This is a genomic window from Pseudomonas sp. FW305-3-2-15-C-LB1, from assembly GCF_058787615.1.
In genome coordinates this window covers 625,702-646,865 of record NZ_JBYSZX010000001.1, presented here as the reverse complement: position 1 = coordinate 646,865, position 21,164 = coordinate 625,702, and the positions used below count along the sequence as shown (strand labels likewise).

Here is a 21,164-nt window from a genome sequence, read left to right as displayed (position 1 = left end):
TTTTTGTAGAGGTAACAGCATGTCCAATTCCCTGTTCAGCCTGGGCTTCGGCGTCGGCACTCAGAACCGCCAAGGTGCTTGGCTGGAAGTGTTTTACGCACAGCCGCTGCTCAACCCATCGGCTGAAATCGTCGCGGCCATCGCGCCGATCCTCGGTTACACCGAAGGCAACCAGGCCATCACCTTCACCATCAGCCAAGCGCTGCAACTGGCCGATGCCCTCAAGAATGTCGACGCCACCCAAGCCGCGCTGCTCAACCGCCTGGCCGAAAGCCACACCCCGCTGGTCGCCACCCTACTGGCCGAAGACGCCGCACTGACCTCCACGCCTGAGGCCTACCTCAAGCTGCACCTGCTGTCCCATCGCCTGGTCAAGCCCCACGGCCTGAGCCTGGCCGGTGTGTTCCCGCAGCTGCCGAACGTGGCCTGGACCAGCCAGGGCGCGATCGACATCAACGAACTGGCCGAACGCCAGCTGGAAGCCCGCCTGCGTGGCGAGCTGCTGGAAGTGTTCTCGGTGGACAAGTTCCCGAAAATGACCGACTACGTGGTGCCGAGCGGCGTGCGTATCGCTGATGCCGCGCGTCTGCGCCTGGGCGCCTACGTGGGCGAAGGCACCACCGTGATGCACGAAGGTTTCATCAACTTCAACGCAGGCACCGAAGGCCCGGGCATGATCGAAGGCCGTGTATCGGCAGGCGTGTTCGTCGGCAAGGGTTCGGACCTGGGTGGCGGTTGCTCCACCATGGGCACCTTGTCCGGCGGCGGCAACATCGTGATCAAGGTCGGCGAAGGCTGCCTGATCGGCGCCAACGCCGGTATCGGTATCCCGTTGGGCGACCGCAACACCGTGGAGTCGGGCCTGTACGTCACCGCCGGCACCAAGGTCGCGCTGCTGGATGAGAAAAACCAACTGGTCAAAGTGGTCAAGGCCCGTGAGCTGGCCGGCCAACCGGACCTGTTGTTCCGCCGCAACTCCGAGACCGGTGCCGTGGAGTGCAAAACCCACAAATCGGCCATCGAACTGAACGAAGCGCTGCACGCTCACAACTAAGCAGCCACTCGATGCCACTAGCGGGCCCCGACCCTGGGGCTCGCTTATACGAGTCTTGAACACCATGCTAGTGCCCTCCCCCTGGCGCGCCGATTTCCCGGCCATCGCCACCCTGCAACGGCAAGACCAGACGTACCTGGACAACGCCGCCACCACACAAAAGCCCCAGGCCCTGCTGGATGCCATCAGCCATCACTACGCCAATGGCGCAGCCAATGTGCACCGTGCCCAGCACTTGCCCGGCGCCCATGCGACCCAGGCGTTCGAAGACAGCCGCAGCAAGGTCGCGCAGTGGTTGAATGCAGGCGACAGTGGGCAGATCGTGTTCACCCACGGCGCGACTTCTGCGCTGAACCTCTTGGCCTACGGCCTTGAGCACTTATTCAATGCGGGCGATGAGATTGTGGTCAGCGCCCTGGAACACCACGCCAACCTGCTGCCCTGGCAGCAACTGGCCAAACGCCGCGCTGCCACGCTGGTGGTGTTGCCGTTGAACGACGACGGCGTGATCGACCTGACAGCCGCCGCCGAATTGATCGGCCCGCGTACACGCCTGCTGGCGGTAAGCCAGCTATCCAACGTGCTGGGCGCCTGGCAACCCTTACAGACGCTGATCACAACGGCCAAGGCCCACGGCGCACTGACCGTGGTCGATGGCGCCCAAGGCATCGTCCACGGCCGCCACGACGTGCAGGCCCAGGGCTGCGACTTCTATGTGTTTTCCAGCCACAAGTTGTACGGACCGGACGGCGTCGGCGTGCTGTTTGGCCGCAACGAAGCCCTGCACCACCTGCGCCACTGGCAGTTTGGCGGCGAAATGGTGCAACAGGCCGACTACCACAGCGCCAGTTTCCGCCCGGCGCCGCTGGGTTTCGAAGCGGGCACACCGCCGATTGCCGGCGTGATCGGCCTGGGCGCCAGCCTGGATTATCTGAATTCGCTGGATCAACCGGCAGTGATCGCCCATGAAGCGGCGTTGCACGAGTATCTGCTGCGCGGTTTGAAAGCGCGCAATGGCGTGCGCGTGCTGGGCTCGCCGCAAGTGGCGTTGGTCAGCTTTGTGGTCGAAGGCGTGCATAACGCCGACCTCGCGCATCTGTTGACCGAACAAGGCATCGCTGTGCGCGCCGGGCACCATTGCGCCATGCCGTTGCTCAAGGCGATGCATCTGTCGGGGGCGATTCGTGTGTCCCTGGCGCTGTATAACGATTCCGATGATCTGGAACGCTTCTTCGAAGCGCTGGACCAGGCCTTGGATATGTTGCGATGAGCCTGCCGGTGGAGGCAGTCGCTGCACTGGAGGCCTTCCAGGCGGTAGGCAGCTGGGAACAGCGCGCGCGCATGCTGATGCAATGGGGCGAGCGTCTGCCTGCCCTGACCGATGAGGATAAAGTCGACGCCAATCTCGTGCAGGGCTGCGAAAGCCTGGTGTGGCTGGTCGGGCAATTGCACGATGACCACTGGCAGTTCGCCGCCAGCAGCGAGGCGCGGATGATTCGCGGGTTGGTGGCGTTGTTGCTGGCGCGGGTCAATGGACTCTCTGCCGCCGAGCTGCAAGCCGTCGACTTGCCCGACTGGTTCAACCAACTGGGGCTTTCCCGCCAATTGTCGCCGTCGCGCAGCAATGGCCTGAATGCGGTCTTGCAGCGCATGCGAGCATTGAGCCTTATACAAAACTAAATGTGGGAGCTGGCTTGCCTGCGATTACAGGGTGTCAGTCGTCGAAGAGGTTGACTGATCCACCGCTATCGCAGGCAAGCCAGCTCCCACATTTTGAATGGTGCAAGTATCCAGTATTAAGTGGGCTTGACCCGCTCGGAAGGCCTGCGCACCCCGGCCACAATCTTGTCCACCGCCTTGGTCGCCGCCACCATGCCGAACGTGGCGGTCACCATCATCACCGCACCAAACCCACCCGCGCAGTCCAGCTTCACGCCATCCCCGACAAAACTCTTCTGCAAACAAATGCTGCCATCCGGTTTGGGATAACGCAGTTGCTCGGTGGAAAACACGCACGGCACGCTGTAATGACGGGTCACGGTGCGTGAAAAACCATAGTCGCGACGCAAGGTAGAACGCACTTTCGAGGCCAGCGGATCGTTGAACGTGCGGTTCAGGTCGCAGACCTGGATCAACGTCGGGTCGATCTGCCCGCCGGCGCCGCCGGTGGTGATGATCTGGATCTTGCGGCGCTTGCACCAGGCGATCAGCGCAGCTTTGGCGTTGACCGCGTCAATGCAGTCGATCACGCAATCGATGTTGGGGGTGATGTATTCGGCCATGGTGTCGCGGGTCACGAAGTCGGCCACCGCATGCACCGTGCAGTGCGGGTTGATGCCGCGCAGGCGCTCGGCCATCACCTCGACCTTGGGTTTGCCCACGGTGCTGTCCAGGGCGTGCAACTGGCGGTTGCTGTTGCTGACACAGACGTCATCCAGGTCAAACAGCGAAATCTCGCCCACCCCACAACGGGCCATGGCTTCCGCCGCCCAGGAGCCTACGCCGCCGACGCCGACGATCGCCACATGGGCCGCTTTCAAGCGCTCCAGGCCTTCAATGCCATACAAGCGGGCGACGCCTGCAAACCGCGGATCTTCTGTACTCATGACCATTACCCCAAAAACCGGCGCGCATTATAGGGCTACGCAGCGACAAGTTCGAAGCTTCAAGCTACAAGTTAAGAACTAAGATGGCCTTTCGCTGACTAATGTCCGGTTTTTCTCTGCTTGCTGTACGGTCAGGGAAGGGCCGGTGTAGGATGCGCGCCGTTCGGCGCAGGCCGACACCTCTTTTCGTTCCACACCTTTTGGAACCCGAAATAGCCATGGCATCGCGTAAATTTGGACTCAACCTGGTGATCGTGCTGGCAATCGCCGCGCTGTTCACCGGCTTCTGGGCGCTGATCAACCGCCCCGTCACCACCCCCAACTGGCCCGAACAGATCTCCGGTTTTTCCTACTCGCCGTTCCAGCAAGGCCAGTTCCCACAGAAAGACCAGTACCCGACCGACGACCAGATGCGTCAAGACCTTGCGATCATGAGCAAGCTGACGGACAACATCCGCACCTACTCGGTCGACGGCACCCTGGGGGACATCCCCAAGCTGGCGGAAGAGTTCGGCCTGCGCGTGACGCTGGGGATCTGGATCAGCCCGGACCTGGAGCGCAACGAGCGAGAAATCCAGCGTGCCATCGAAATCGCCAACACCTCGCGCAGTGTGGTGCGGGTAGTGGTGGGTAACGAAGCCCTGTTCCGGGAAGAAATCACCCCTGAGGCACTGATTGTGCTGCTGGACCGGGTGCGCGCCGCCGTGAAAGTACCGGTGACGACCTCCGAGCAGTGGCACATCTGGGAAAAGAACCCGCAACTGGCCAAGCACGTCGACCTGATCGCCGCGCACATCCTGCCGTTCTGGGAATACATCCCGATGGACAAGGCCGGCCAGTATGTACTCGACCGTGCCCGTGACCTGAAGAAACTGTTCCCGAAAAAACCGCTGCTGCTGTCGGAAGTGGGCTGGCCGAGCAACGGCCGCATGCGCGGGGGTAATGAAACCTCCCCGGCCGACCAGGCGATTTACCTGCGTACGCTGGTAAACAAGCTGAACCGCCAGGGCTACAACTACTTTGTGATCGAGGCCTTCGATCAGCCGTGGAAAGTCAGCGACGAAGGCTCGGCGGGCGCCTACTGGGGCGTGTACAACGCCGCACGCCAGCAGAAATTCAACTTTGAAGGCCCCGTGGTCGCGATCCCGCAATGGCGCGTGCTGGCCATCGGTTCGGTGGTGCTTGCGCTGTTGTCGCTGACCCTGCTGATGATCGACGGCTCGGCCCTGCGCCAGCGTGGCCGTACCTTCCTGACCTTTATCGCGTTCCTGTGCGGTTCGGTGCTGGTGTGGATCGGCTACGACTACAGCCAGCAATACAGCACCTGGTTCAGCGTGACCGTGGGCATTCTCCTGGCCCTCGGTGCCCTGGGCGTGTTTATCGTGTTGCTGACCGAAGCCCATGAGCTGGCGGAAGCGGTCTGGACCCACAAGCGTCGGCGTGAATTCCTGCCAGTAGTGGGGGATTCGGACTACCGCCCAAAAGTGTCGATCCACGTGCCCTGCTACAACGAGCCGCCGGAGATGGTCAAACAGACCCTCGACGCGTTGGCCGCGCTCGATTACCCGGACTACGAAGTCCTGATCATCGACAACAACACTAAGGACCCGGCCGTGTGGGAGCCGGTGCGCGACTACTGCGAAACCCTGGGCCCGCGCTTCAAGTTCTTCCATGTCGCGCCCCTGGCCGGTTTCAAAGGTGGCGCACTGAACTACCTGATCCCGCACACCGCCAAGGATGCCGAGGTGATCGCGGTGATCGACTCCGATTACTGCGTATCGCCGAACTGGCTCAAGCACATGGTGCCGCACTTCGCCGACCCGAAAATCGCCGTGGTGCAGTCGCCGCAGGATTACCGCGACCAGAACGAAAGCACCTTCAAGAAGCTCTGCTACGCGGAATACAAAGGCTTCTTCCATATCGGCATGGTCACCCGCAACGACCGCGATGCGATCATCCAGCACGGCACCATGACCATGACCCGTCGCTCGGTGCTCGAAGAACTGGGCTGGGCCGACTGGTGCATCTGCGAAGACGCCGAACTGGGCCTGCGTGTGTTCGAGAAAGGCCTGTCGGCGGCGTATTACCACGACAGCTACGGCAAGGGCCTGATGCCGGATACCTTTATCGACTTCAAGAAACAGCGTTTCCGCTGGGCCTACGGCGCGATCCAGATCATCAAGCGCCACACCGCGAGCCTGTTGCGCGGCAAGGACACCGAACTGACCCGTGGCCAGCGTTACCACTTCCTGGCGGGCTGGCTGCCGTGGGTGGCGGACGGCATGAACATCTTCTTCACCGTGGGTGCGCTGCTGTGGTCGGCGGCGATGATCATCGTGCCGACGCGGGTCGATCCGCCGCTGCTGATTTTCGCGATCCCGCCGTTGGCGCTGTTCGTGTTCAAGGTGGGCAAGATCATCTTCCTGTACCGTCGTGCGGTAGGCGTGAACTTGAAGGACGCATTCTGCGCGGCGCTGGCCGGTCTGGCGTTGTCCCACACCATCGCCAAGGCGGTGCTGTATGGCTTCTTCACCACCAGTATCCCGTTCTTCCGTACACCGAAAAACGCCGATAACCACGGCTTCTGGGTGGCGATTTCCGAAGCCCGCGAAGAGATGTTCATCATGCTGCTGTTGTGGGGCGCGGCGCTGGGGATCTACCTGGTGCAGGGCCTGCCGAGCAATGACATCCGCTTCTGGGTGGTGATGTTGCTGGTGCAGTCGCTGCCGTATGTGGCGGCGCTGGTCATGGCGTTCCTGTCTTCGCTGCCGAAACCGGCGGCGGCAGCCCAACCCGCACCGGCTGCGTAAAAACTTGCGCAATGCACTAAACGGCGGCCTCTGGCCGCCGTTTTGCTATAAGATAACGGCCGTTTTATGAGTCTTGGCCCAGGCCAATGCTTTGTGTGGGAGGGGGCTTTGCCCCCTCCCACACTGAATCTGCGCCCCTTACGTCCTGCGCCCATCACATGCTTCCGGAGTTTCCCATGACGGCCCATGCCGACCTTTCGCCGACCCTTCAACTTGCCATCGACCTGATCCGTCGCCCCTCGGTGACGCCGATCGACGCCGATTGCCAAAAGCTGATGATGCAGCGCCTGGGCGACGCCGGTTTTGCGCTTGAGCCGATGCGCATTGAAGACGTGGACAACTTCTGGGCCACCCACGGCAAGCACGATGGCCCGGTGCTGTGCTTTGCCGGCCACACCGACGTGGTACCGACCGGCCCGGTGCAGGCGTGGCAGAACGACCCGTTCGACGCGCTGATCGATGAAAACGGCATGCTCTGCGGGCGTGGCGCAGCGGACATGAAAGGCAGCCTGGCGGCCATGCTGGTGGCGGCGGAGCGTTTTGTCGCCGACTACCCCGACCACAAGGGTTCGGTGGCTTTCCTGATCACCAGCGATGAAGAAGGCCCGGCGCACCACGGCACCAAGGCCGTGATCGAACGCCTGGCTGCACGCAAGGAACGCCTGGACTGGTGCATCGTCGGCGAACCGTCGAGCACCACGCTGGTGGGCGACGTGGTCAAGAACGGCCGTCGCGGCTCCCTCGGCGCCACCCTGACCGTGCGCGGCGTGCAAGGTCACGTAGCCTACCCGCACCTGGCGAAGAACCCGATCCACCTGGCCGCGCCGGCCCTGGCCGAACTGGCCGCCGAGCACTGGGATGACGGCAACACCTTCTTCCCGCCGACCAGCTTCCAGATCTCCAACCTCAACTCCGGCACCGGCGCGACCAACGTGATCCCCGGTGACCTGAAGGCGGTGTTCAACTTCCGTTTCTCCACCGAGTCCACCGTCGAAGGCCTGCAGCAACGGGTTGCGGAGATTCTCGACAAGCACGGCCTGGACTGGCACGTGGAGTGGGCGCTGTCGGGCCTGCCGTTCCTCACCGAACCGGGCGCCTTGCTGGATGCGGTGTCGGCGAGCATCAAGGCGATCACCGGGCGTGAGACCCAGGCGTCCACCAGCGGTGGCACCTCCGATGGGCGTTTCATCGCCACCCTCGGCACCCAAGTGGTCGAGTTGGGTCCGGTCAACGCGACGATCCACCAGGTCAACGAGCGCATCCTGGCCAGCGACCTCGATGTGCTGACCGAAATCTACTACCAGACCCTGATCAAGTTGCTCGCCTGATGCTCGCCTGCCCCATTTGCAACGCGCCGCTCAACACGGTGGACAATGGCGTGGCGTGCCCGGCCGGGCATCGTTTTGACCGTGCGCGCCAGGGTTACCTGAATCTATTGCCGGTGCAGCACAAGAACAGCCGCGACCCGGGCGACAACCTGGCCATGGTCGAAGCGCGCCGCGATTTCCTCAACGCCGGGCACTACGCCCCGGTGGCCAGGCGCCTGGCCGAACTGGCCGCCGAACGCGCGCCGCAGCGCTGGGTCGATATCGGCTGTGGCGAGGGTTACTACACCGCGCAAATCGCCGATGCCCTGCCTCACGCCGATGGCTACGCACTGGACATTTCCAAGGAAGCGGTCAAGCGTGCATGCAAGCGCAACCCTGCGCTGACCTGGTTGATCGCCAGCATGGCCCGCGTGCCGTTGGCGTCAGGCAGTTGCCAGTTTCTCGCCAGCGTGTTCAGCCCATTGGACTGGGAAGAGGCCAAGCGCCTGCTCAGTCCCGGCGGAGGTCTGATGAAGGTCGGTCCGACCAGCGGCCACCTGATGGAATTGCGCGAGCGCTTGTACGACGAAGTGCGTGAATACACCGACGACAAGCACCTGGCCCTGGTGCCGGACGGCATGAGCCTGGCGCACAGCGAAACATTGGAATTCACGCTGAACCTGGCCGAGCCCCGGGACCGCGCCAACCTGCTGGCCATGACGCCTCACGGCTGGCGTGCCAGTGCCGAGCGCCGTGCACAAGTGATCGAAGCGGCCGAGCCGCTGATGGTCACCGTGTCGATGCGCTACGACTATTTCGTGCTTCAATAAACACCTTTCCAATACCCGCGAATGGATTTTCGAATCCCGCAACGAGGAACATCCATGCGCCAACCCGATATCGAGATTTATCTGAAGGACGCCGACGTCGACCACAAGGCCATTGCCGCCTGGCTGGGCGCCGCCCTGGGCCCGTGCACCGATTGGGTCCAGAAAGGCCAGACCTACAAATGCAAGGCCGGCAACGTGCCGGTCACCTGGCTGCCCAAAGCCGTCGGCAAATGGAACAGCCTGTACCTGGAAAGTGACCAGACGCCGTGGGACGACGACATTGCCTGCGCCCGCGCTGCGTTTGCCGCACTGAACGTGGAAGTGCGTTGTGCACCGGGGACCTGGGTCGAGGAAGAAGGCGAAGAAAGCGCCGATACCTGGATTCGGATCAGCGTGGACGGTGAAGAGCAGATCACCTGGAAAACCGCCTGATCCTGAAAGCATGAGGGAAGGGCTTGTGTGGTGAGCGGGCTTGCCCCGCGTTGGGCTGCGAAGCGGCCCTAAAACCCTACGCCGCGGAGTGCCTGACACAACGCGGCGTTCTTATTGGGGCCGCTTCGCAGCCCAACGCGGGGCAAGCCCGCTCACCACAACAGGGGTTCAGCGCGCGTTAAAGCCCCACCACATCCTCCGCCTGCAACCCCTTCTCGCCAGTCACCACGGCGTACTCCACCTGCTGTCCCTCGGCCAGGGAGCGATGGCCTTCACCGCGAATGGCGCGGTAGTGCACGAACACATCCTTGCCGTCTTCGCGTTGAATGAAGCCATAGCCCTTTGCATCGTTGAACCATTTCACATTGCCGGTTTCACGCGTTGCCATTCTGTTTTTGCTCCCACAGTTTTTTATTGTTGGGTCAGTCGCATTGAACTGCCGAGTATAAGACAGGCTCAAAAACGATCAACTCAAGTTTACATCGCTGCTTTTTTGCCGATTTTCGGCGAATACGGCACACTACCCGCCCGAGCGCCTGCTCGGTTTTTTCCACTTGAAGCAGCACGCCTATGACCCGCTCCCCGTTCCGCCGTCTAGTGTTTGGCACCTTGCGCCGACTGTTGTACCTCTGGGTTCGCTCGGAGACGATCAACCAGTCGTCCCTAACCCTCAACCTGGACCGCAGCCGGCCGGTGTTCTACGTCCTGCAATCACCCTCCCTCACCGAATTGGCCGTGGTCGATGCCGAGTGCACCAAGGCCGGCCTGCCGCGCCCGGTGCTGCCGGTTTCGGTCGGCCCGCTGATGGAACCGGCGGCGTTCTTCTACCTCACGCCGGAACCGGACTGGCTCGGCCGCCAGGACAAGCGTGGTGCACCGCCCACGCTGACCCGCCTGGTCGATACCCTCAGCGAGCACGCCGAAGAGAATGCACAAATCATTCCGGTCAGCGTGTTCTGGGGCCAGTCCCCCGAGAGCGAGTCCAGCCCGTGGAAGCTGTTGTTTGCCGACAGCTGGGCGGTCACCGGGCGTCTACGTCGCCTGTTGAGCATCCTGATCCTGGGTCGCAAGACCCGCGTGCAATTCTCTGCGCCAATCAACCTGCGTGAATTGATCGAGCACAATAAAGGGCACGAACGCACGGTGCGCATGGCCCAACGCATCCTGCGTGTGCACTTTCGTAACCTGAAGACGGCGGTGATCGGTCCCGATCTGTCACACCGGCGCAATCTGGTGAAGGGCCTGGTCAACATGCCGCTGGTGCGCCAGGCCATCATCGACGAGGCCGAACGGGAAAAGATCAGCCCGGAAAAAGCCAAGGCCCAGGCCTTGCGCTACGGCAACGAAATCGCCTCGGACTACACCTACACCGCGATCCGCTTTCTCGAAGTGGTGCTGAGCTGGTTCTGGAACAAGATCTACGACGGCATCAAGGTCAACAACATCGAAGGCGTGCAAAAGGTTGCCCAGGGCTACGAGGTGATCTACGTCCCTTGCCACCGCAGCCATATCGATTACCTGCTGCTGTCCTACCTGCTGTTCAAGAATGGCCTGACCCCACCGCACATCGCCGCCGGGATCAACCTGAACATGCCGGTGATCGGCAGCCTGCTGCGCCGTGGCGGTGCGTTTTTCATGCGCCGCACCTTCAAGGGCAACCCGCTGTACACCTCGGTGTTCAACGAATACCTGCATACCTTGTTCACCAAGGGTTTCCCGGTGGAGTACTTCGTCGAAGGCGGACGCTCGCGTACCGGGCGCATGCTGCAGCCGAAGACCGGGATGCTGGCGATCACCCTGCGCAGCTTCCTGCGCTCATCGCGCATGCCGATCGTGTTCGTGCCGGTGTACATCGGTTATGAACGCGTACTCGAAGGTCGTACCTACCTCGGTGAATTGCGCGGCGCGAGCAAGAAGAAAGAGTCGATCTTCGATATTTTCAAGGTGGTCGGCGCCCTCAAGCAGCGCTTCGGCCAGGTCGCGGTCAACTTCGGCGAACCGATCAAGCTGGCCGAATTCCTCGACAGCGAACAACCGGACTGGCGTGCCCAGGAGCTGGGGCCGAACTACAAGCCGGCCTGGCTCAACGAAACCACCAACCGCCTCGGCGAACAGGTGGCACGCCACTTGAACGAAGCCGCCGCCGTGAACCCGGTGAACCTGGTCGCCCTGGCGCTGCTGTCCACCACCCGCCTGGCCCTGGACGAACAAGCCATGGCGCGCCAGTTGGACCTGTACCTGGCGCTGTTGCGCCGTGTGCCCTACTCGCCGCACACCACCTTGCCCGAAGGTGATGGCCTGGCGCTGATCAAGCATGTGAAGGACATGGATTTGCTGTCGGAACAGAGCGATGCGTTGGGCAAGATTCTGTACCTGGACGAGCAGAACGCTGTCCTGATGACCTACTACCGCAACAATGTGCTGCACATCTTTGCCCTGCCGGCACTGCTGGCGAGTTTCTTCCAGAGCAGCTCGCGGATGAGCCGCGAGCAGATCCAGCGCTACACCCACGCGCTGTACCCGTACCTGCAATCGGAGCTGTTTATCCGCTGGTCGCTGGAAGAGCTCGATACCGTGATCGACCAGTGGCTGGAAGCCTTTGTCGAACAAGGTTTGCTGCGTTTCGAAAACAACGTATACCTGCGCCCGGCGCCGAGTTCACGGCACTTCGTGTTGCTGACGCTGCTGTCCAAGAGCATCGCCCAGACCCTGCAACGCTTCTACATGGCGATTTCTCTGCTGCTCAACAGCGGCCAGAACAGCATCAGCGCCGAAGAGCTGGAAGACCTGTGCACGATCATGGCCCAGCGCCTGTCGATCCTGCATGGCCTCAATGCCCCGGAATTCTTCGACAAGAGCCTTTTCCGACATTTCATCCAGACCTTGCTGGAACAAGATGTGCTGCGCCGCGATGACGCCGGCAAGCTGAGCTATCACGACCTGCTCGGCGAACTGGCCGAAGGCGCGGCCAAGCGCGTATTGCCAGCAGATATTCGCCTGTCGATTCGCCAGGTGGCATTGCATCGTGTGGATGGCGCGGCCGAAATACCCATCGAACCTGAAGAAAACCGCTAGATTTGAAAAGGCGTTGGTTGGATGCCGGCGCCGTTGAAAAGGAGCGACACCGTGAAAAAGATCATCCTCCTGGGCCTTACCGCCCTGCTCGGAGCTTGCCAGTCCATGAGCCCCACCCCCAAGGCCAGCCTCGATGGCGAAGTGTTCTACCTGCAACGCATCGCCCTGCCGCCAACCGCGACCTTGAGTGTGAGCCTGCAAGACGTTTCCCTGGCAGATGCACCGGCTGTGACCCTCGCCGAGCAGAAAGGCCCGGTCAAAGGCCAGGTGCCGCTGCCGTTTCACCTGAGCTACGACCCGGCCCAGGTCAAACCCGGCCACAGCTACTCGGTCAGCGCTCGCATCGAAGTGGATGGCAAGCTACTGTTTATTACCACCGAGCGACACGCTGTACAGCTCAACGGCCAGGATCCTCAACCACTGCGTCTGCGCGTTGACGCGGCGGCCCACTGAATTCGATAAAAAGGAAGCGCCCATGCTCCGTAACTCCCTTCGCCTGACTGCCCTGTGTGCCGGCCTGCTGCTCGGTGCCAACGCCATGGCCCTGGACCTCAGCAGCCTGTCCCAGGGCGACGCCAGCGGCGGCCTCAAGGACGCCCTGACCCAAGGCGCGCAAATCGCCGTGAAACAACTGGGTGTACCCGGTGGTTTCAGCAACAACCCGGAAGTGAAGATCGGCCTGCCTGGCAAGCTGGGCAAAGTCGCCGACAAGCTGAAGATGTTCGGCATGGGTGACCAGGTCACGCAGCTGGAAACCAGCATGAACAAGGCTGCTGAAACCGCCGTGACCCAGGCCCAGCCGATCCTGGTGAATGCCGTGAAGAACATGAGCGTGACGGACGCCAAGGGCATCCTCAGCGGTGGCCAGGATTCCGCTACCCAGTACCTGAACAAAAGCAGCCGTGAACAGATCCGCGCCAAGTTCCTGCCCATCGTCAAGGCGGCTACCGACAAGGTCGGCGTAGCCCAGCAGTACAATGCCCTGGCCGGCAAGGCTGCGGCTTTCGGTGCGGTGGACGCCAAAAGCGCCAATGTGGAGAGCTACGTAACCGAGCAGGCACTGGACGGTTTGTTCAAGATGATTGCCAAGCAGGAAGAAACCATTCGCGAGAACCCGGCGGCGGCGGCTACCAGTTTGGCGAAGAAGGTGTTTGGGGCGCTGTAATACCCGTAATGCCCACGGTTCAAGAAGACGTGGGCATTCGTTAAATTAACGAGAAGTCTTCAACCAGTTTTTTTGTATTTCTGCTTGATCACGCATTGAAAAAACCCATTCACGACCCTGCTTCTTCTTGACGAAGATGTTCAATTCAACAAGACCGTTCAGGACGGCTGACGCCGTGTTGTAGGAACAGCCCAGATTTTCCTTCACATTGACCGCAGTGAACTGCTTCGCGGTGCCACTCTTGGCGACCTGAAATACAGTCTTCTGTTTCTCGTTCAACTCTTTGTAAAGCCCTGACTCCCAGAGCCATTGCTCGAACGACTCAGCCTCCTTAACACTTTTTTCGTAAGACGCCTTGAAGCTATCAACCGCCCGCTGGACCACAGAGCACTGGTAGTCAATAAAGTAAGTCAGATCCAGTTCATCTGTCTCGGTATAGAGGTAAGACGTACCGTACTGAACGGCGGCATTCTTAAGCAGAACACTGATGGAGATATACCTGAATGCCGCGTAATCGCTTTTAAACATAAACCAATAAAACAACGCACGCGCCACGCGACCATTGCCATCCCGAAAAGGGTGCTCGTAACCCAGCGCAAAATGCAGAGAAATACCTTTGATCAACGGATGGAGGTAGCGGCTTGTCGTAGCGTCGTCGTGGCAGGTGTTGATCCAGTCAGCTAATCGCCCCAATCTTTTGGCGATGCCTTCTGCAGGAGGGGGCGTATGGACCACATTGCTATCACCATCTTGGACAACTACGTCATCATTTAGACGAAAGCTGCCGGGAGAATATTTGTCATCGTCAATGCCTTGAACACCCACCTCATGCATTTCAGCGATCAGTTCGGCACTGAGAGGAGCGTTTCTCTTATCCCAAGCGAAACGCATCATCCGGTAATTACCAATGATCATTTTTTCATCGGGTGTTCTGGGTAGCCGCTCTCTTTTCAACATATCTTTTGCTACGAGCGTCGTGGTTGCTGCCCCTTCCAGCTGACTGCTGCTGATGGCTTCATCTTCAATCAAATCATTGAGCAGATACTTGATGTGAGCGGCCTTCCCAATCTTGCTGCTCATGTACTCAAGTGCTGCAGTTGAGGCGTACCTGTCGACCGTGGATACCACGCGCTGTGCGGTCGGTGTCAGTAAAAACTTGCACCAGGCCTCAGGCGTACCGACGGGCAATATTTGCTGGTACAGACGAGAGCGCTCGTATTTTACGATGCCCCAGCATATCGCCTGATCCAAATGCTTTGGGAAGCGGTGACGTAGTTGATCAAAGTGTAAGTAACGCCCCTGGCTATCGGTTGGCTGAGTCAGCTTCATATAGTCAGAAAGATGCTGAAGATGGGGTTCCTGGCCAATTAAAACGAAAACCCCTTCCGGCACCCTCGGTGGCAACTTGATCATCAAAATCTCAATTTTTCGATTTCTGAGACTTGAGTACACCAGAAAACTGCAACTATCTCAATAAACATAAAATCTGAGACGCGCGCTCCCTCAATTCACCATCGATTCCGCCAACCGCCCCACCATCAGCGTGGCAAAGCAGCCAATCGCAATAGAGGTCGCACGGTTGATCTTCAATGGCGTGAGCCAGGCCTTTTGAATTCCTTCAAAGCGGCTGCCCAGCATGATCCACCCCGCCCCCACTGGAATCACCACCAGCACCAGCGTGGCCATGAACCCGGCATAGCCGGGTAGCGTGGCAAAGGTGCCGAACGGTGCAATGAATGACACGATCAGCAATCCCTTGGGATTCATCACCGTCAGCCAGAAGAAGTACAGCCCGGAGAAACGGTCGGAACCGGGGTGGATGACACTGTTCTTACGCTGCCAAAGCTTGTAGGAGACATAGAGCAAGTAGCAGGCTGCCGCCAATTGCGTTGCCTTCAGCGCCCATGGCGAGTACGCCGACAGGTACAGCAATGCCACGCCCCATACCGAAACTTGCAGCAGGTACGCCAGGCACTCGACAAATGCCAGCCTCCACGAAGCCCGCAAGCCACACAACACACCGGCACGAAATAACAGGGTGTTGGTAGGGCCTGGGGCAAGCAACAACAACATCAGGGCTGAAACGGTGGCCAGCATGATTACGCGACGTCCTTCCTCACTCGGAACCACGCAGCATACAGGGCCGGCAAGAACAATAGTGTCAACGCCGTCGCCACTATCAACCCGCCCATGATCGCCACGGCCATCGGCCCGAAGAACACACTGCGCGACAGCGGGATCATCGCCAATACCGCCGCGAGGGCGGTCAGCACAATCGGGCGGAAGCGGCGGACGGTGGCTTCGATGATCGCTTGCCACGGTGCCAGCCCCGCCTTGATGTCCTGCTCGATCTGGTCCACCAGGATCACCGAGTTGCGCATGATCATCCCCGACAGCGCAATGGTCCCGAGCATGGCGACGAAACCGAAGGGTTGGCGGAATACCAGCAGGAACAAGGTCACCCCGATCAAGCCCAGCGGTGCCGTCAGAAACACCATCGCGGTACGCGAGAAACTGCGCAACTGCAGCATCAACAAGGTCAGCACGACCACGATAAACAGCGGCACCCCGGCTTTCACCGAATTCTGTCCACGGGCGGAATCCTCCACCGTCCCGCCCACGTCGAGCAGGTAGCCATCCGGCAGTTCGGCCCGCACGCCTTCCAACGTCGGCAGGATCTGCTGGACCAGCGTCGCGGGCTGTTCCTTGCCGTAGATATCGGCGCGTACGGTCACCGTCGGCAAGCGGTTGCGGTGCCAGATGATGCCTTCTTCGAAACCGTATTCGAGGGTGGCAATTTGTGACAGCGCCACGCTTTTGCCGTTGTCCGTCGGCACTGCCAGGCTCGGCAGCAATGACAGTTCGGTGCGTTCGTGCACGGTGCCGCGCAGCAGGATTTCGATCAACTCGTTGTCCTCCCGGTACTGGCTGACGCTGGAACCGGTCAATGAACTCTGCAGGAATTTCGACAGGTTGGCCGTGCTCACGCCGAGGGCGCGGGCGCGGTCCTGGTCGATATTGAGGTAGACGATCTTGCTCGGTTCTTCCCAGTCCAGGTGCACGTTGACCACGTGAGGGTTTTCGCGAACCTTGGCCGCCACTTTGCGGGCGAGCGCGCGGACCTCTTCGATATGTTCGCCGGTCACACGGAACTGCACCGGGTAACCCACGGGCGGGCCGTTTTCCAGGCGGGTGACCCGTGAGCGCAGGTCGGGGAATTGTTCGTTGAGGGTTTCGATCAACCAGGTACGCAGGCTTTCGCGCTCTTCGATGGTTTTGGCCAGCACCACGAACTGGGCAAAACTGGCGGCCGGCAGTTGTTGATCCAGCGGCAGGTAGAAACGCGGCGATCCAGTACCGACATACGCCACGTAGTTGTCGATGCCGGCGTGATCCTTGAGCAGGGTTTCCAGGCGCTTGACCTGCTCGGCGGTGTTGCTCAGGGAGGCGCCTTCGGCCAGCTTCAGGTCGACCATCAGTTCCAGGCGACCGGAAGCCGGGAAGAACTGCTGCGGCACAAAACGGAATAGCGCGACCGAGCCGATAAACAGCAACAGGGTCAGGACGATCACGGTTTTGCGGCGACGCACGCACCACTCCACCAAACGCCTTACGCGCTGGTAGAACGGTGTGCCGTAGGGGTCAGGACCATCGGTGCCATGTTTGGCTGCGTGAATTTTCGCCAGGTCCGGCAGGAGCTTTTCCCCCAGGTAGGGCACAAACACTACGGCAGCCACCCACGAGGCGAGCAACGCAATGGTCACCACCTGGAAAATCGAGCGGGTGTATTCGCCGGTGCTCGACTGCGCAGTGGCAATCGGCAGGAAGCCGGCGGCGGTGATCAACGTACCGGTGAGCATCGGGAACGCGGTACTGGTCCAGGCAAAGCTGGCGGCCTTGAGCCGGTCGTAGCCCTGCTCCATTTTGATCGCCATCATCTCCACGGCGATGATCGCGTCATCCACCAGCAAGCCCAACGCCAACACCAGTGCGCCCAGGGAAATCTTGTGCAGGCCGATGCCGAGGTAATACATGGTGGCAAACGTCATCGCCAGCACCAGCGGAATCGCCAGGGCCACCACCATGCCGGTGCGCACGCCGAGAGAGAAGAAACTCACCAGCAACACGATGGCCAGCGCTTCGGCCAGTACCTGCACGAATTCGCCGACGCTGGTCTTCACCGCTGCCGGTTGGTCCGACACCTTGCGCAGCTCCATACCCGCCGGAAGGTTCTTCTGCAGGCGTGCGAATTCACCTTCCAGGGCCTTACCCAATACCAGGATGTCGCCGCCATCGCGCATCGCCACGGCCAGGCCGATGGCGTCTGCGCCCATGTAGCGCATGCGGGGTGCCGGTGGATCGTTGAACCCGCGGTGGATGTCGGCCACATCACCGATGCGGAAGGTGCGGTCACCCACGCGGATCGGGAAATTGCGGATCTCTTCCACGCTCTTGAAGTTGCCCGATACACGCAGTTGCACACGTTCACTCGGGGTTTCAAAGAAGCCCGCAGTGGACACCGCATTCTGTTCCTGCAACGCCTGTTGCACCGCCGCCAAAGGCAAGCCGAGGGTGGCGAGCTTGAGGTTGGACAGCTCGATCCAGATTTTTTCATCCTGCAGGCCGAGCAACTCGACCTTGCCCACATCCGCCACGCGCTGCAGTTGGATCTGGATGCGGTCGGCGTAGTCCTTGAGCACCGCGTAGTCGAAACCGTCGCCGGTCAGGGCGTAGATATTGCCGAAGGTGGTGCCGAATTCATCGTTGAAAAACGGCCCCTGGATATCCGGCGGCAAGGTCTGGCGGATGTCGCTGATCTTCTTGCGCACCTGGTACCACAGCTCGGGGATCTGCGCCGAATGCATGGAGTCGCGGGCCATGAAGGTGACCTGGGATTCGCCGGGGCGCGAGAAGGAGACGATACGTTCGTACTCGCCGGTCTCCATGAGTTTTTTCTCGATGCGTTCGGTGACCTGCCGCGAGACTTCCTGCGCCGTTGCGCCAGGCCAGTTGGTCTTGATCACCATGGCCTTGAAGGTGAACGGCGGGTCTTCACTTTGCCCCAGCTTGGAGTAGGACAGGGTGCCGACCACTGCCAGCAGGATCATCAGGAACAGTACGATCTGGCGATTGCGCAACGCCCATTCGGAAAGATTGAAACCCATCGGGGACTACTCCTTGGCCGCCAGATTCACCACACGGTTGGAGCGGTCCACCGGGCGCACTTGCTGGCCCTCGTGAAGCACGTGCACACCGGCGGCGATCACCCAATCCGTCGGGGCCAGGCCTTCCAGGACCGGGACGGTTTTCTCACCGAAGGCACCGATGCGCACCGGCGTGCGCTTGAGCGTGTTGTCGGGCTGGACGCGCCATACGTAGGACGCACCGTTCTCCGCACTGAGGGCAGACAGCGGCACCGACAACGGAACATCGCCGTCGACCTGTATGAATACCCGTGCGCTCTGGCCCAGTTCGGCCGGGACCTTGCCGCCGGTGAACGCCACACGCGCCGCAAACGTGCGCGACTTGGGATCGGCCGCCGGTGACAGCTCGCGAATACGCCCGGTAAAACGCTGATCCGGCTGGCTCCACAACTCCACAGAGACCGGCTGGCCGATCTTGAAGCGGCCGAAACCTTGTTCCGGCAGGCTGATCAGCACTTCGCGCTCACCATCGGTCGCCAGGGTAAACACAGTTTGCCCGGCGGACACCACTTGGCCGACTTCCACCGCACGCTTGGCCACCACCCCGTCCTGAGGTGCACGCAGAACGGCATAGCCGGCCTGGTTGCTGGCCACGTCGAACTCGGCCTTGATCTGCTTGAGGCGTGCTTCACCGGATCGGTAGAGGTTTTCGGAATTGTCGTACTGGGAACGGCTGACCATCTGACGGTCCATCAGGGTCTTGTAGCGGTCGCGCTCGGCCCGCACCAGGCTCAGGTTGGCCTCAGCGGCGGCAACCTGGGCGCGGGTCGCTTCCAGTTGCAGGCGCACGTCCTGAGGGTCCAGCTCCGCCAGCGGCTGGTTGGCCTTGACCCGTTCGCCCTCCTCCACCAAACGCTTGCTGACTTTGCCACCGATGCGAAAGGCCAGGTCCGGTTCATAGCGGGCGCGCACTTCGCCGGGGTAGCTGTCCATCGATTGCGAAGAAGGCTGAGGCTGCACCACCATGGCTGGGCGGATGGTAATCTGGGCCGCTTCTTCATGGCCGCAGGCGGCCAACAGCACGACCAAACTGACAGGCAAAGCAAAGGGCAGGAAGGTGCTGCGCATGCTGTAGGACCTTTCGCAAGTAGAGCTAGGAATAATTATACTGGCGGGTATGGTATTAATACCAAACTCGCCAGTCCAGTATTAAAGGGTGAAAATGTCCGACAATCCTCTGAACACCAATAGCCCCGGGCGCCCCAAGGACATGGCAAAACGCCAGGCAATCCTCGAAGCAGCGAAAATCCTGTTTTTGAGCAATGGCTACGCCAGTACCAGCATGGACGCAGTGGCACTGGAAGCCGGCGTGTCGAAACTGACCGTCTATAGCCACTTCAACGATAAAGAGACCTTGTTCACCGCCGCGGTGGTGGCCAAGTGCGAAGAACAACTGCCGGTGATGTACTTCGAGTTGCCCGAGGGCGTACCCGTACACACTGTATTGCTGAATATCGCGCGGGGGTTCCATCGGCTGATCAACAGTGAAGAGTCGGTCAACCTGCATCGCCTGATGATGACCACCGGCAACCAGGATGTGAAACTCTCACAGATCTTCTTCGAGGCCGGCCCCATGCGCATGCTGCAGGGCATGGAACGCCTGCTCGGCAAGATCGACCAGAGCGGCGCACTGAGCATCGACAAGCCATTTACGGCGGCCGAGCACTTCTTCTGCCTGCTCAAAGGCACGGCGAATTTCTGCTTGCTGTATGGCTGCGGCGGACAACTGAGCGAAGAAGCCGCCGAAGCCCATGTACAGGAGGTGGTGGGGCTGTTTATGCGGGCTTATAGGAGAGAGGCAGCGGTAAGTTGTTAGCTGCAAGCTGCAAGTTGAAAGCACTTTAGCTTGCAGCTTGTGGCTTAAGGCTTGAGTGCTTTTTTAGGGTAGATGTCATAGCGACTGGATTTGCCATCCAGCGCATGGCTCGGCTTTGGCCCGTCAATGCACGGCGCCTTGCGCGGGCGCTTGACCACCACACGGTGGCTGGCCAGGGCCAGGGCGGCGGCCAGTAGCGCGGGGGCGTCAGGATCATCGCCAACCAGCGGCCGGAACAGGCGCATTTCCTTCTTCACCAGGGCAGTTTTCTCACGGTGCGGGAACATCGGGTCGAGGTAGATCACCTGGGGCGGCTCGCCTTCCCAGTTACGCATCACGTCGATGGAATTGCCCTTGAGCAGCTTCATGCGCGCCACAATCGGCGCCACTTCAAAATCCTCCGCGCCGCGCGCCAGCCCATCTTCGAGCAAGGCGCCGATCAGCGGCTGGCGCTCGATCAGGCTCATCTCGCAACCCAGGCTGGCCAGTACGAAGGCGTCCTTGCCAAGGCCAGCCGTAGCGTCGAGTACCCGTGGGCGCACGCCTTGGGCGATGCCCACGGCCTTGGCGATCATCTGCCCGCTACCGCCACCATAGAGGCGCCGATGCGCCGCGCCACCCTCGACAAAATCCACGCGCACCGGCCCCGGTGCATCAGGCCCGAGCTGTTGCAATTGCAGGCCATGCTCCCCCACTTGCAGGGAAAAGTCCGCATCCGCCTGCAGCAACGGCAAGCCAAGCCGCTGCGCCCATTGCTCGGCGCGGGCCTGGAAAAACTCGCCCAAGGCCTCGACCCGGATGCGGCTGGCCGCTGGTTGTTCGCTCATCAATCGCTACGCTCAAAAATATTAAGGATCGGCAAACA

At 60.8% G+C, this 21,164-nt stretch carries 18 protein-coding genes; 11 read left to right on the top strand and 7 right to left on the bottom strand.

All coding sequences use genetic code 11. From position 1 onward, the window contains the following. Nucleotides 1-19 precede the first annotated feature (19 nt). The 3 genes from dapD to AC3WP7_RS02965 all read left to right on the top strand — a co-directional run bounded on the left by dapD (nt 20) and on the right by AC3WP7_RS02965 (nt 2,734). A complete protein-coding gene (gene dapD / locus AC3WP7_RS02975) occupies nt 20-1,054 on the top strand; it encodes a 2,3,4,5-tetrahydropyridine-2,6-dicarboxylate N-succinyltransferase (RefSeq protein ID WP_058425293.1) in 1,035 nt (344 codons plus the stop codon). A 64-nt stretch (nt 1,055-1,118) separates the two neighbouring features. Beyond that, nucleotides 1,119-2,324, top strand: coding sequence for an aminotransferase class V-fold PLP-dependent enzyme (locus AC3WP7_RS02970; RefSeq protein WP_102591681.1), 1,206 nt, complete (start codon nt 1,119-1,121; stop codon nt 2,322-2,324). After that, nucleotides 2,321-2,734, top strand: a complete 414-nt coding sequence (locus AC3WP7_RS02965) for a SufE family protein (RefSeq protein ID WP_102591682.1) — start codon at nt 2,321-2,323, stop codon at nt 2,732-2,734. Before AC3WP7_RS02970 ends, AC3WP7_RS02965 begins: the two co-directional genes overlap by 4 nt. A 116-nt stretch (nt 2,735-2,850) precedes the next feature. Here the strand turns inward: AC3WP7_RS02965 and tcdA are convergent, their stop codons facing one another. Then, entirely contained in the window at nt 2,851-3,666 is an 816-nt protein-coding gene (gene tcdA / locus AC3WP7_RS02960; RefSeq protein WP_083351546.1) for a tRNA cyclic N6-threonylcarbamoyladenosine(37) synthase TcdA, read from the bottom strand. 212 nt (nt 3,667-3,878) lie between these two features. Here tcdA and AC3WP7_RS02955 point away from each other — a divergent pair, with 212 nt between their 5' ends. The 4 genes from AC3WP7_RS02955 to AC3WP7_RS02940 all read left to right on the top strand — a co-directional run bounded on the left by AC3WP7_RS02955 (nt 3,879) and on the right by AC3WP7_RS02940 (nt 9,039). Then, the gene (locus tag AC3WP7_RS02955; RefSeq protein WP_071488792.1) at nt 3,879-6,470 is read left to right on the top strand and encodes a glycosyltransferase; all 2,592 of its coding nucleotides are present in this window, start codon (nt 3,879-3,881) and stop codon (nt 6,468-6,470) included. A gap of 176 nt (nt 6,471-6,646) precedes the next feature. Next, on the top strand, nt 6,647-7,798 hold the full coding sequence (gene dapE / locus AC3WP7_RS02950) for a succinyl-diaminopimelate desuccinylase (RefSeq protein ID WP_093119342.1): 1,152 nt from the start codon (nt 6,647-6,649) through the stop codon (nt 7,796-7,798). After that, the gene (locus tag AC3WP7_RS02945) at nt 7,798-8,607 is read left to right on the top strand and encodes a putative RNA methyltransferase (protein WP_102591683.1); all 810 of its coding nucleotides are present in this window, start codon (nt 7,798-7,800) and stop codon (nt 8,605-8,607) included. Before dapE ends, AC3WP7_RS02945 begins: the two co-directional genes overlap by 1 nt. A 54-nt stretch (nt 8,608-8,661) precedes the next feature. Beyond that, the gene (locus AC3WP7_RS02940; protein WP_058425300.1) at nt 8,662-9,039 is read left to right on the top strand and encodes a hypothetical protein; all 378 of its coding nucleotides are present in this window, start codon (nt 8,662-8,664) and stop codon (nt 9,037-9,039) included. Between the two features lie 178 nt (nt 9,040-9,217). Here AC3WP7_RS02940 and AC3WP7_RS02935 read toward each other — a convergent pair whose 3' ends face one another. Continuing rightward, on the bottom strand, nt 9,218-9,427 hold the full coding sequence (locus tag AC3WP7_RS02935) for a cold-shock protein (protein ID WP_003219353.1): 210 nt from the start codon (nt 9,425-9,427) through the stop codon (nt 9,218-9,220). A 182-nt stretch (nt 9,428-9,609) separates the two neighbouring features. On the opposite strand from AC3WP7_RS02935, the gene plsB reads away from it, so the two are divergent. From plsB to AC3WP7_RS02920, 3 genes are read left to right on the top strand one after another with little or no spacing between them, the layout of a single operon-like run. Continuing rightward, nucleotides 9,610-12,114: a glycerol-3-phosphate 1-O-acyltransferase PlsB gene (gene plsB / locus AC3WP7_RS02930; RefSeq protein ID WP_092241150.1), complete on the top strand. Its 2,505-nt coding sequence runs from the start codon at nt 9,610-9,612 to the stop codon at nt 12,112-12,114. A 51-nt stretch (nt 12,115-12,165) separates the two neighbouring features. Continuing rightward, nucleotides 12,166-12,567 (top strand): YbaY family lipoprotein, encoded by a 402-nt coding sequence (locus AC3WP7_RS02925; protein WP_071488788.1) that lies wholly within the window; start codon nt 12,166-12,168, stop codon nt 12,565-12,567. A gap of 22 nt (nt 12,568-12,589) precedes the next feature. Beyond that, complete coding sequence (locus AC3WP7_RS02920) at nt 12,590-13,279, top strand: DUF4197 domain-containing protein (protein WP_071488787.1); 690 nt, start codon at nt 12,590-12,592, stop codon at nt 13,277-13,279. A 45-nt stretch (nt 13,280-13,324) separates the two neighbouring features. Here AC3WP7_RS02920 and AC3WP7_RS02915 read toward each other — a convergent pair whose 3' ends face one another. From AC3WP7_RS02915 to AC3WP7_RS02900, 4 genes are all read right to left on the bottom strand, one after another. After that, the gene (locus tag AC3WP7_RS02915; protein ID WP_371914360.1) at nt 13,325-14,689 is read right to left on the bottom strand and encodes a Fic family protein; all 1,365 of its coding nucleotides are present in this window, start codon (nt 14,687-14,689) and stop codon (nt 13,325-13,327) included. A gap of 93 nt (nt 14,690-14,782) precedes the next feature. Next, complete coding sequence (locus AC3WP7_RS02910; RefSeq protein ID WP_071488786.1) at nt 14,783-15,376, bottom strand: LysE family translocator; 594 nt, start codon at nt 15,374-15,376, stop codon at nt 14,783-14,785. A gap of 2 nt (nt 15,377-15,378) precedes the next feature. After that, a complete protein-coding gene (locus AC3WP7_RS02905) occupies nt 15,379-18,444 on the bottom strand; it encodes an efflux RND transporter permease subunit (RefSeq protein WP_093119349.1) in 3,066 nt (1,021 codons plus the stop codon). Nucleotides 18,445-18,450: 6 nt separating this feature from the next. After that, entirely contained in the window at nt 18,451-19,551 is a 1,101-nt protein-coding gene (locus tag AC3WP7_RS02900; RefSeq protein WP_093119351.1) for an efflux RND transporter periplasmic adaptor subunit, read from the bottom strand. Nucleotides 19,552-19,645: 94 nt separating this feature from the next. On the opposite strand from AC3WP7_RS02900, the gene AC3WP7_RS02895 reads away from it, so the two are divergent. Further along, complete coding sequence (locus AC3WP7_RS02895) at nt 19,646-20,299, top strand: TetR/AcrR family transcriptional regulator (RefSeq protein WP_093119353.1); 654 nt, start codon at nt 19,646-19,648, stop codon at nt 20,297-20,299. Nucleotides 20,300-20,343: 44 nt separating this feature from the next. Here the strand turns inward: AC3WP7_RS02895 and AC3WP7_RS02890 are convergent, their stop codons facing one another. Next, the gene (locus AC3WP7_RS02890) at nt 20,344-21,126 is read right to left on the bottom strand and encodes a class I SAM-dependent methyltransferase (protein WP_102591684.1); all 783 of its coding nucleotides are present in this window, start codon (nt 21,124-21,126) and stop codon (nt 20,344-20,346) included. Between the last annotated feature and the right edge of the window lie 38 nt (nt 21,127-21,164).